Raw genomic sequence first — 11548 nt, 5'->3', positions numbered from 1 at the left:
TTTCCGCTGCAATGGCATCAGAATTCGTTTTTGATTGGGTATCCAAAGCATTATCCGCATCCTGTAAAGAGGTTGAGCCTGAAATGTAGTTGGCACTTGCATTCGCTGTGTAGGTGCCATCGGCATTCAATCCCGCTCCGGTCTGGGTCGCGTCCAATTCTGTTTGGAGCGCTGCTTCAGCATTTTTTGCCCTGATTTCTTCTTCTAATATCAGTGTTGTATTATCAGAAATAAGCTGTAAGGTTTCAGTACTAGCTGGATGAGACATATATGTTAACTTCTGCTCACTGAGAACAATAAAATTATTCCCTGTACCAGAAAAATCGATTTCTACTTTAAGCGTTTTTTCGGTACCATTCCAATTAACATCAGAAAACATTCTAGAACTTGTTAAATTACCACTGCCTATAAGCAGGTTAATCATCCCATAAGCATCTGTAACTGTATTATGATATTCCTGAAATTCTTCAACATTTGCTTCATTTAAGATAGAAAACTGTACAGCAATAGGACTATTTACTAAAATATTCCCTTGAGCATTTACTCCAGGAAGTTGCTGCTCATTTGGATTAAGTATTACTGCTTGATAACTAATCCCCTCTGTTTGTGAAAAAACAGATGCGGACAGTAAGATTAAGATTAAGATAGATAATATTTTTTTCATGATGTCTTAGTTTTTTATTAAATCTTTTAGATTTTCAAGTTTTGGGATCAATACAATTTCTATTCTTCTATTTTTAGCCCTTCCTTCTTCTGTAGAATTATCAGCAATAGGGTCAAATTCTCCTATACCAGCGGCAACCAAATTTTCAGGGTTTATATTTTGGTTTTCACTCAGCTTATCTACAATTGCAGTGGCTCTTTGTAAAGAAAGGTCTCTATTAGTTAATTTTGAATTTATAAAAGGTACATTGTCCGTATGTCCTTCAATACACACTGATACATCAGGGTTTTTAGCCAATATATCGCTCAAATCCTGTAATGCTTTTTTACTTTCATTATTAATTTCCGTACTACCTGAATCAAAAACCAAGCTAGTATCTAAAGTAATCAACACCTTGTCTTGGCGGTCTTCTATTTTCAAATCCTTACCTTTATATGTGTATAAAGCATTGTGAATAGAAGATTTTAGCATATTAATCTCATTGTTTTTTTTATCAATCTCTTTTTCAAGAGCCTCCTTTACTTCTAATTTTTGTTGTAATGATTTAATTGTTTCTGTATTAACGTTTGTTTCATTTTTCAGCTCCTCAAGTTGAACTTTATAGTTTTCAAATTCTTTTCTTTTGTAAGAGTTTTTAGAAACATCAATTAATATTCCTAGTCCAACATTATGAGAATTAATCTTTAATTTACCCTCTATCTCTTTGAATGTTCCACTAAAACCATACGTATATTGATTGAAAACACTTAAGCCTTTAGAAATTTCATATTGCACTCCTAAACCACCTCTTATTGTGTATATAGCGGTGTTAAAATCTGCTTCTCCAGGTAAACTATATACTTGATTATTTAAGGTCTGAGTTCCTTGAACCAAAAACTCAGCATTCCCAAGCCCTTTAATAAAAAAGGTGAAATCTCCAGGTTTGTAAAATTCATAGTCCAAACCAACACCTACACCTACGTAACTTAAATCCCATTCGAAATAATTATCTAGAGCTTTATCACTGCCTATAGAGCCATAGCCGCTGTAAGACGCATTTAAGGTTAAAAATAGGGCTTCTGCTGATATTGATTTTCGATACCCCAACCCTAAATAGGTGTGATTAGAGGGGTGAATATTTTCTAACTTGTTTCCAGACGAATCTTCATAATCAAATGAAGAAATAGTTTTACCAACTTCTAAAGCTAACTCTTGCGAAGTTGCTAGACTGGTTATAAATATTAACATTAAAATTGCAATTTTTTTCATTGGTTGGTTTTTGAGTTATTTATTTGATTAGGTTATTTTTTGATTATTTTTTTTACAAACTGTTTATTATTCGCATTCACTTTTATTATATAGCTAGCAATTTGAAGATCGCTAAAATTGATAGTAATTACTTTGTCTGCTAAATATTTTTTTTCAGAAATTAATCTGCCAAAAATGTCATATAAAGACACTTTTACTGTTCCCGAAACATCTTCATTAAATGTAAGGGTCAAATCTGCAACAAATGGATTAGGATAAACAGAAACACCTAAATTTAATGGGATATTTTTATCTACAATTTTAGATAAAACATTGGGTTGTATAAAGCCTTGCCTTAATGTGTAAGTACCATTACTAAAAGTTCCAATGGCACTTGTTTGACCAATACTTTGCTGAATAACATACGTATCTTCACCATAAGTAACGCTATTAGAATTACCAGATATACCTGTTGTGGATCTTACTAATAAATTTGATTGAGATAAAGCTACTTGTTGGAACACACAAGAGAGAAAAATTAATAAAAAAAGTTTCATATAAAAGTTGGTATTTAGTGTTATTTCTATTTATAGCCAAAAGCAGCAGTAAATAAATTAGGGTGTAAACATAATAATAAAAAATGTATTTCAGCGAAAAAAAATGTTTTTTATCGATTTTTTTGTTAAAAAAGTAGGATTTAACAATATTACTTAAGAAAAAAAACTACAATTCAATTAATAAAACCCCATAAATTCCATTAAAAACAACCTAACATTCAAATTTTGTTTATTTAATAGTTTATTGTAGAAAAATCATGCGGTTTTTTTTATTATTGCATATTGAACTATTAAAAAGTTGGCAGAATCATTTTTATTTTTATTCACTGGCATAGTTGGTATAATAACTATAGCCATCATGTTAACTTCTTATAGATCTAATCCGTTTTACAATGCGTTTTTATTATTAATCATCATTGTAATTTCCATTCGGTTTATAGTTCATAGCACATACAAGTTAGGTCTACAAAACTTTTTTTCTCCAGATAAAGGCATTTATTCCATATTTTATCTCGTTGTTGTGCCCTGTTTTTATTTGTATTACAAAAATTTGGTACTTCCAAACAAAACCTATGATCTTAAAGATTTAAAACATTTAATTTTCATAGGGCTTCTTTATTTTATAAATACCAATCCACACATAACAGGAAGCCATATATTTCAATATAGACCTTTAATAAATTTTACTCTAATAGGAATCTTTATTCTATTTTACCTAACACAAATTGTCAGGCTTTTAAGCAAAAACATTTGGTTTAAAAAAGACCTTCTTATAAATAACACACAACTTAGGCTGGTAAAGAACTGGACCATCTATTTATTTACCCAAAACGTACTAGCCGTTATTACCCTACTAGCCTCCATTTATTCTGAAGTATGTTCAAAATCCAGTCTTTCAGGAAAATCAATGGCCGTATTACTCCTCCTATATTGGCTATTTATTTACTTTAAAATTTTAACCGCCCCCGAAATTCTTTATGGACTTCCCATCCTTAATAAAAAAATACTAAAATTCAACTCACCTGAAGAAGACTACACGCAAACATCTGTAACAAAAAACGGCAATTGGATTTTAGAAATAAGTGATAAAAAAAATGACCAAGATTTAAAATTACAGGAAAAAATAATGTCTAACATTATTAGCTACATACAAGAAATTGACAAGTTAAGTACAGATAAACACTTTTTTAGAAGCCCTAAAGCAACACCTGCCGATGTTGCTAATAAACTAGGTGTACCAACAAGCCATATTGTATATTTATTTAAATACCATTCCAATATTCCCTTTTCAGAATACCGAATGCTTTCTAGAATAAAAGACAGTATCCAATTAATAGAAGAGGGTTACTTAAAAACAAACACCTTAGAATCTTTGGCATACAAAACTGGGTTTGCATCCTACAATCCATTTTTTAGTGCCTTTAAAAAAGTAACTGGCTATTCACCACAAGATTACTTAAAAACTACGAAATAGAAATCCTGCTTTAAAACTTTATATACGGATACTCTTTTTGAAGTTGAATTTGTTTTTCTTCTAAAGTATGAAGGAATTTTTGGTGCGCTTCAGAATTGGGGTTGAAGGGTTTATGCTTTAATCCTTTTTGAACTTCATCTACCCTTATCATGGTTTGTAAAGCTTCGTTTGAAATCCAAACCTCTTGAAACCTTTCCCAAATGTAATTGATTGCTGTTTGATTGGGATGCAACATATCTTCAGTATAAAAACGATAATCGCGCAATTCGTCCATCATAATTTCAAAAGAAGGAAAATATGAGGATTGACGATTGACGATTGACGATTTTTGATTTAAAAACTGATGGATTGAGGTAATTAAATGCGCCTTACTTTGTGTGTTTTCTACAAAACCATCTTTAATGTGGCGCACCGGTGACACTGTAAAAATAATAGACATTTTAGAATTAACACTTTTAATTGCTCTTACAATCGTCTCTAAAGATTGGGCAATTGTTTCAACTGACAGCAATTCTTTAGCAAACTGTTTTTGCGGCACTTTATGGCAATTTGCAACCAATTGATTCGATTCTAAAAACCGATACGCCCAAGCTGTCCCTAGAGTAATGATGATGTGGGTTGAATTATTAATTTGTTGAATTATTGATTCGTTGGAATAATTCAAATTGCTTAACAACACCTCTTTTGAAGGATTACTGAGTTTTGAATGCGCATCCAAACAATGCCATTGTTCATTATGAAAAAAGATATCTTTTTCTGAATATTCTTTTTGATTTATGGCGTTTAAAACTAAAGTCTCAATAGCTTTGGGTTGAAATAAAATTCCAAAGGGATTTTCAAGATTTTGAAACTTAAAATACGACAACTTTTCACCTATATTCTCAACAAAACAAGAACCTAACAATAGTATATTAGAATGGTAGTCTATTAGATTATTAGATTGCTTTTGTAATGGTATTTTGGTTTGTAAATTCACCTTGTTAGTTTCTAAGCTTCAAAGTCACAAAGCAACAAAGTTCCTTATCAGTTTTTCAAAAAACTTAGTATCTATGCAACTTTGTTACTATTCTATATAATTTTTTGCTTTTTCCAAAGCTTCCTCAATCCCAGCTGGATTCTTCCCACCTGCAGTTGCAAAAAATGGTTGACCACCACCGCCGCCTTGAATGTACTTACCCAATTCACGCACTACTTGTCCTGCATTTAAACCTTTACTCGCTACTAATTCTTTAGAAATATAGCAAGACAATAATGCTTTTCCATCACTTTCAGTTGCAAATAGTAAAAACAAATTATCAAACTGCTGACCTAATTCAAAAGCCACATCTTTAATACCTGAAGCGTCTAAATCTAATTTTTTGGCTAAAAAATGAATACCTTTTATGTCTTGCAATTCATTTTTAAGTTCGCCTTTAATGTTTTTAGCTTTATCCTTTAATAAAGCTTCAATTTGCTTTTTTAAATTGGTGTTTTCATCTTGTAAATTCTGTAAAGCCTTAAGAGGTTCTTGAGCATTATTAAGCAACTCTTTCATTTCAAAAAACACTTTGTTGTTTTCAGAATAAAAGTCTTTAACAGCATCATTTGTTATGGCTTCAATACGACGTATTCCTGCCGCCACAGCACCTTCAGAGACTATTTTAAAATACCAAATATCGCCTGTGTTTTTAACGTGCGTTCCTCCACAAAGTTCAATAGACTTACCAAAACGAATAGCACGAACTGTATCACCATACTTTTCACCAAACAAACTCATAGCGCCATCGGCTATCGCTTCTTCTTTAGGCATGTTTCGCTTTTCTATAAGTGGTAATTTACCTGATATTCTAGCGTTTACAAAATTTTCAACATCCTGTAGCTCTTCATTTGTCAGTTTTGAAAAATGTGAAAAGTCAAAACGCAAACTTTTAGAATGTACCGCGCTTCCTTTTTGCTCTACATGTGTCCCTAAAATTTCGCGTAATGCTTGGTGCAATAAATGGGTTGCCGTATGGTTGCACTCGGTTCTATAACGTTGTTTTTCATCTACAACCGCTTTAAACGATTCGTTAATATGGACAGGTAAGTTTTTAGCAAAATGAATAATCACATTATTTTCTTTTTTGGTATCTAAAATATAAACCACATCGCCATGCGTATCTTCCAAGTAACCTTTATCGCCTACTTGCCCACCACCTTCTGGATAAAACGGCGTTAGGTTAAATACCAATTGATACATTTCGCCATCTTTTTTAGACACTACTTTTCTGTATCGCGTTATTTTCACATTAGCTTCTAAACTATCGTAACCAACGAATTCTTCTTCAGCATCATCAACCAAAACAGTCCAATCATCCCTACTCATTTCACTAGCTGCACGTGAACGTTTTTTTTGTTTTTGAAGTTCTTCGTTAAACCCTTTTTCATCAAGTTTCAATCCTTTTTCTGAAAGAATTAAAGCTGTTAAATCTATGGGAAACCCATATGTATCATACAATTCAAATGCTTTTTCTCCTGAAACGGTATCTCCTTTTGTTTCTTCAACAATACGATTCAACAATACCAAACCTTGATCTAAAGTTCTTAAAAACGATTGTTCTTCTTCTTTAATTACATTTTCAACCAGTTGTTTTTGAGCTTTCATTTCTGGGAACGCTCTTCCCATTTTTTCGCTCAATACATCAACCAATCTGTATATAAATGGTTCTTTTTTATCTAAAAATGTAAATCCGTAACGCACTGCACGACGTAAAATTCTGCGAATTACATAACCCGCACCTGTATTGCTTGGCAACTGCCCATCGGCAATGGAGAATGCTACGGCACGCACGTGGTCTGCAATCACTCGAATGGCAACATCAATCTTTTCCTCTTTCCCGTATTTTTTATCGGTAATGGTTTCTATTTCTCTAATTATCGGCGTAAACACATCGGTATCGTAATTAGACTGAACCCCTTGCAACACCATACATAAACGTTCAAAACCCATACCTGTATCGATATGTTTATCCGGCAAACTTTCTAAGCTACCATTGGCTTTTCGGTTGTATTGCATGAATACCAAATTCCAAATTTCCACCACTTGCGGATGGTCTTGATTTACTAAATCCTTCCCCGAAATTTTTGCTTTTTCTTCAGCTGAACGTATATCAACATGTATTTCGCTACATGGTCCGCAAGGACCCTGGTCGCCCATTTCCCAAAAGTTATCTTTTTTGTTTCCTTTTAAAATACGGTCTTCTGAAATGAATTGCTTCCACAAATCGTAAGCTTCGGTATCCATAGGAAGGTTATCATCATCACTCCCTTCAAAAACCGTTACGTATAAAATATCTTTATCAATTCCATAAACATCAACCAACAACTCCCAGGCCCATGCAATGGCTTCTTTCTTAAAATAATCGCCAAAACTCCAGTTACCAAGCATTTCAAACAGGGTATGGTGGTAGGTGTCATAACCAACTTCTTCCAAATCGTTATGCTTACCAGAAACACGTAAGCATTTTTGGGTATCGGTAATACGGCTATTTTTTGGGACTGCATTCCCTAAGAAATATTCTTTAAAAGGTGCCATCCCCGAATTTACAAACATTAAAGTTGGGTCATCTTTTAAAACCATAGGAGCAGATGGTACAATACTATGTTTTTTATCTTCAAAAAAACTTAAAAATTGAGAACGAATATCTTGTGACTTCATTTATAAAATGGTTACTCTGTTTTTAAAATTGGTGTTAATTGCAAAACAATTTTTATCTTTACTCTTTTCATAATATTTCAAACTTTAATAAAAACGACTTTAATCTTAATTATCAAACAACTAAACAATACTATTTAATTAATTTGGTCGTTAGCTATTAAAATTCAACATACATAGCATTTAATAAAGTGCAAAAATAGAATAAATTAGGAAATGAGTAAGGTAAAATATTATTACGATGCAGAATCGTTGTCTTACAAGAAGATACGACGCAAAAAAAGGAACACCCTTAAGTATGCCGCTGTGTTTCTTTTAGGGTCGGCTTTATTTGGATTCTTATTTGTTTTTTTAGCGAGTCAATTTGTAGAATCACCTAAAGAACGCGCTCTTAAACGAGAACTTCAAAACGCACAATTACAATTTGAATTATTGAATAAAAAATTGAAGGAAGCCGAAACTGTTTTAGCAGATGTAGCAGACCGAGACAATAACATTTACCGGGTTTATTTTGAAGCAAACCCCATACCCGACGAGCAACGTAAAGCCGGATTTGGTGGTGTGAACCGATATAAAAACTTAGAGGGTTTTGATAATTCAAAATTAATTATAGAAAGCAACAAACGCTTAGATGTACTTCAAAAGCAAATAGTTGTACAATCGAAATCGCTTGACGAAATTGCTGTACTTGCCGAAGAAAAAGAGAAATTACTTGCCGCAATTCCAGCCATACAACCCGTTAGAAATGAAGACCTTAAAAGAATGGCTTCAGGTTACGGGATACGTTCAGACCCATTTACTAAAGTTAGAAAAATGCATTATGGCATGGATTTTTCTGCCCCTAGAGGCTCCCCTATTTATGCAACAGGGGATGGTGTGGTAGAACGTGCAGATAATACCGCTACTGGCTATGGAAACCATATAAGAATAAACCATGGTTACGGATACGAAAGTTTATATGCCCATTTATATAAATACAATGTTAGAAAAAACCAAAAAGTAAGACGTGGCGAACTTATAGGCTTTGTTGGTAGCACAGGACGCTCTGAAGCACCACATTTGCATTATGAAGTTTTTAAAGATGGTGAACGAATCAACCCCATTAACTTCTACTACGGAAGTTTAACAGCCGAAGAATTTAACAAAATGTTAGAGCATGCTTCATTAGAAAACCAATCATTAGATTAATGCATATAGAACTACCCGAAAAACGATACTACAATATTGGCGAAGTAGCCAAAGCATTTGGCGTAAACACCTCATTAATTCGCTTTTGGGAAAAAGAATTTGATGCCCTTAAGCCTAAAAAAAATGCTAAAGGCAATAGAAAATTCACGCCAGAAGACATCAAGAATCTTAAATTCATTTATCATTTGGTAAAAGAACGCGGTTTCACGCTAGAAGGTGCCAAAATTCATTTAAAAGAAGAAAAGAAAGAAACGCTTTCAAACTTTGAAATTATTAGCAAATTGGAAGATGTTAAAAATCAATTAATAAAAATTAAGCAACATTTGTAACATTTTTTAAGGATTGACTACTTACTAAATAAAACTAATCATAAAATTTATATCTAATGAAAAAATGGCTTATTCCAGTTATTATTATTGCCGTTATTGTTTTCGGACTTTACTCTTGGGCAAAAAACTTCAATAACACCGCTGTAAATTTAAAAGAAACCGCAACTAAAACTTGGGGCGATGTAGAAAGCAGTTACCAACGCAGAAACGACCTTATTGGCAACTTAGTAAAAACGGTACAAGGAGCAGCCGATTTTGAAAAAAGCACTTTAGAAGCTGTAATTAAAGCACGAAGTGAAGCAACAAAAACAACCATTGATGCGAACAACTTAACACCAGAAAACATGGCACAATTTCAACAAGCCCAACAAGGTTTAACTGGCGCGTTATCAAAATTATTATTGGTTGTTGAAAGATATCCTGATTTAAAAGCGAATCAAAACTTTTTGGAATTACAATCACAATTAGAAGGCACTGAAAACCGAATTAACGTGGCAAGAGACCGCTTTAACGAAGCTGTAGAACCATACAATAAGCATATAAAAATATTTCCAAATTCATTATTGGCAGGTGTTTTTAACTTCGACCAAATGAATTATTACAAAGCCGATGCCGGAAGTGAAAACGCACCAGATGTAGATTTTAATTTTTAACAAGAACTACAGAACCCATTATTATGTCCAATAAAGTTGAAGATTTTTTAACCGCAAGTGAAGAACAAGAAATAATTGAAGCGATTAGAACTGCTGAATTAAACACATCGGGCGAAATACGAGTTCATATAGAAAAAACCTCTAAAGGCGATGCTACAAATCGTGCGTTAGAGGTTTTTTATATGTTGAAAATGGACAATACTAAATTGCAAAATGCGGTATTAATTTATGTTGCCGTAGATGAAAAAACCTTTGTTATATATGGTGATAAAGGCATTAACGATGTGGTCTCTAAAACCTTTTGGGATAGCACCAAAGATGTAATGCAAGCCCACTTTAAAGCGGGCCATTTCAAACAAGGGCTAGTTGATGGTGTTTTAAAATCTGGCGAGCAGCTTAAAAAGTTTTTCCCTTATACCGATTTAGACATTAACGAACTACCTAACGAAATTTCTAAAGGGTGAAAAATTTAGTAATCCGTTTTCAGTCGCAGTTTAATAAAAATAGCCAATTAATTTTATTCTTATTAATTACTATTTTATCTTTTAGTTTTTCTTATGCCCAATTTGAAATTCCTAAAAAACCAGACTTCCAGACAAGTGTTTACGATTATATCAATTTATTATCACCTGCTAAAAAAAGCAGTTTAGAAAAAAAATTAATAAAGTATTCTGATACTACTTCTACTCAAATAGTAATTGCTACAATAAATTCCACCAAAGGTGAAAACATCAATTATTTAGGTACAAAATGGGCTCACGCTTGGGGTATTGGGCAAGCCAAAGAAGACAATGGTGTTTTTATTCTATTAGCAAAAAGCGACAAAAAAATAGCTATAATAACAGGCTATGGTGTAGAACATTTACTTACCGATGCCATGTCTAAACGCATTATAGGACAAGATATCATTCCTTTTTTTAAACAAGATAATTACTATGGTGGTTTAAACCGAGGTGCCGATGCCATTTTTGAAGTTTTAACTGGCGAATATAAAGGAACACGTAAAACTTCAAATCAAAACGAATTTCCTAAAGAGTTTATCATCATTCTCATTTTTATATTCATTATCATCTTAATTTCAATTTCAAAAAACAGACGAGGTGGTAAAGGAGGAAATCGGGGTAACAAATCGGATGGTTTTAGTCTTTTAGATGCCATTATTTTAAGCAACATGGGACGTTCCTCTGGTGGTGGTTTTGGCAGCGGAAGCTCTGGTGGAGGTTTCGGCGGCGGCGGCTTTGGTGGTGGATTCGGCGGAGGTGGCTTTGGCGGCGGCGGCGCTTCTGGTGGTTGGTAAGCATGAAAAAAAATATAATTCACATACTTCTTGTTTCTTTTGTTATTGTTTCCTGTAAAACAAAAAACAAAGAGGTTATACATATAAATCAATCTGTAGTTCAAGATTACGCCAGCATCTTTTCAGAGTTTGAAAGAGATTCTTTATCTAAAAAAATCATAGATTTTGAAAATTATTCAACAAATGAAATTTGCATATACACCATCGATTCCATTCCAAATAATGAAACTGCTTTATATTATGCTACAAAAATGGCTAACCAATTAGGTGTTGGAAAAAAAGAAAAAGACAACGGACTTCTAATACTTATATCTAAATACGACAGACAAATAGAAATTGCAACAGGTTATAGCACTGAAAAGATTCTTACTGACAACATGTGCAAAACAATTATAGACAGCACAATAGTTCCACAGTTTAAAAATAGATACTATTATGAAGGTATTAATAATGCTTTGGATTCTATAATAAAAAGATGGAATTAAG

Annotated in this window: 12 protein-coding genes; 7 read left to right on the top strand and 5 right to left on the bottom strand. The window is 33.0% G+C overall.

Annotation, left to right across the window (positions count from 1 at the left end; genetic code table 11):
* The 3 genes from VP395_RS14810 to VP395_RS14800 form a co-directional block, all read right to left on the bottom strand.
* On the bottom strand, positions 1-664 hold a 664-nt coding region (locus VP395_RS14810; protein WP_346242805.1), incomplete at its 3' end, for a hypothetical protein.
* Positions 665-670: 6 nt separating this feature from the next.
* Positions 671-1912: an OmpA family protein gene (locus VP395_RS14805; protein ID WP_346242804.1), complete on the bottom strand. Its 1242-nt coding sequence runs from the start codon at positions 1910-1912 to the stop codon at positions 671-673.
* Positions 1913-1944: 32 nt separating this feature from the next.
* Complete coding sequence (locus VP395_RS14800) at positions 1945-2448, bottom strand: T9SS type A sorting domain-containing protein (protein WP_346242803.1); 504 nt, start codon at positions 2446-2448, stop codon at positions 1945-1947.
* 298 nt (positions 2449-2746) lie between these two features.
* Here VP395_RS14800 and VP395_RS14795 point away from each other — a divergent pair, with 298 nt between their 5' ends.
* Positions 2747-3922 carry a helix-turn-helix domain-containing protein gene (locus tag VP395_RS14795; RefSeq protein WP_346242802.1) on the top strand — a complete coding sequence of 392 codons (1176 nt, stop codon included), beginning with the start codon at positions 2747-2749 and terminating at the stop codon, positions 3920-3922.
* 10 nt (positions 3923-3932) lie between these two features.
* Here the strand turns inward: VP395_RS14795 and VP395_RS14790 are convergent, their stop codons facing one another.
* Both VP395_RS14790 and alaS read right to left on the bottom strand, forming a co-directional pair.
* Complete coding sequence (locus VP395_RS14790) at positions 3933-4898, bottom strand: GSCFA domain-containing protein (protein WP_346242801.1); 966 nt, start codon at positions 4896-4898, stop codon at positions 3933-3935.
* 87 nt (positions 4899-4985) lie between these two features.
* Complete coding sequence (alaS, locus tag VP395_RS14785; RefSeq protein ID WP_346242800.1) at positions 4986-7598, bottom strand: alanine--tRNA ligase; 2613 nt, start codon at positions 7596-7598, stop codon at positions 4986-4988.
* A gap of 213 nt (positions 7599-7811) precedes the next feature.
* On the opposite strand from alaS, the gene VP395_RS14780 reads away from it, so the two are divergent.
* The 6 genes from VP395_RS14780 to VP395_RS14755 are packed head-to-tail and all read left to right on the top strand — an operon-like array spanning position 7812 to position 11547.
* Positions 7812-8783, top strand: coding sequence for a M23 family metallopeptidase (locus VP395_RS14780; protein ID WP_346242799.1), 972 nt, complete (start codon positions 7812-7814; stop codon positions 8781-8783).
* Positions 8783-9112, top strand: a complete 330-nt coding sequence (locus tag VP395_RS14775; RefSeq protein WP_346242798.1) for a MerR family transcriptional regulator — start codon at positions 8783-8785, stop codon at positions 9110-9112. Before VP395_RS14780 ends, VP395_RS14775 begins: the two co-directional genes overlap by 1 nt.
* A 56-nt stretch (positions 9113-9168) precedes the next feature.
* Complete coding sequence (locus VP395_RS14770; RefSeq protein WP_346242797.1) at positions 9169-9765, top strand: LemA family protein; 597 nt, start codon at positions 9169-9171, stop codon at positions 9763-9765.
* 23 nt (positions 9766-9788) lie between these two features.
* On the top strand, positions 9789-10229 hold the full coding sequence (locus VP395_RS14765) for a TPM domain-containing protein (protein WP_346242796.1): 441 nt from the start codon (positions 9789-9791) through the stop codon (positions 10227-10229).
* Positions 10226-11062 (top strand): TPM domain-containing protein, encoded by an 837-nt coding sequence (locus VP395_RS14760; RefSeq protein WP_346242794.1) that lies wholly within the window; start codon positions 10226-10228, stop codon positions 11060-11062. The genes VP395_RS14765 and VP395_RS14760 overlap by 4 nt, the downstream gene beginning before the upstream one ends.
* Positions 11063-11064: 2 nt before the next feature.
* Positions 11065-11547: a TPM domain-containing protein gene (locus VP395_RS14755; protein WP_346242793.1), complete on the top strand. Its 483-nt coding sequence runs from the start codon at positions 11065-11067 to the stop codon at positions 11545-11547.
* The last annotated feature ends 1 nt before the right edge of the window (position 11548 follow it).

It is taken from the genome of Mariniflexile soesokkakense (assembly GCF_039650365.1).
GTDB lineage: Bacteria > Bacteroidota > Bacteroidia > Flavobacteriales > Flavobacteriaceae > Mariniflexile > Mariniflexile soesokkakense.
The sequence above is the reverse complement of the archived record's forward strand: the minus strand, read 5'-3'. Positions and strand labels throughout refer to the sequence as shown.

Coding starts and splice junctions, on each gene's coding strand:
- VP395_RS14805 (WP_346242804.1), bottom strand. CDS start 1,912: ATGAAAAAAATTGCAATTTTAATGTTAATATTTATAACCAGTCTAGCA.
- VP395_RS14800 (WP_346242803.1), bottom strand. CDS start 2,448: ATGAAACTTTTTTTATTAATTTTTCTCTCTTGTGTGTTCCAACAAGTA.
- alaS (WP_346242800.1), bottom strand. CDS start 7,598: ATGAAGTCACAAGATATTCGTTCTCAATTTTTAAGTTTTTTTGAAGAT.
- VP395_RS14780 (WP_346242799.1), top strand. CDS start 7,812: ATGAGTAAGGTAAAATATTATTACGATGCAGAATCGTTGTCTTACAAG.
- VP395_RS14775 (WP_346242798.1), top strand. CDS start 8,783: ATGCATATAGAACTACCCGAAAAACGATACTACAATATTGGCGAAGTA.
- VP395_RS14770 (WP_346242797.1), top strand. CDS start 9,169: ATGAAAAAATGGCTTATTCCAGTTATTATTATTGCCGTTATTGTTTTC.
- VP395_RS14765 (WP_346242796.1), top strand. CDS start 9,789: ATGTCCAATAAAGTTGAAGATTTTTTAACCGCAAGTGAAGAACAAGAA.
- VP395_RS14755 (WP_346242793.1), top strand. CDS start 11,065: ATGAAAAAAAATATAATTCACATACTTCTTGTTTCTTTTGTTATTGTT.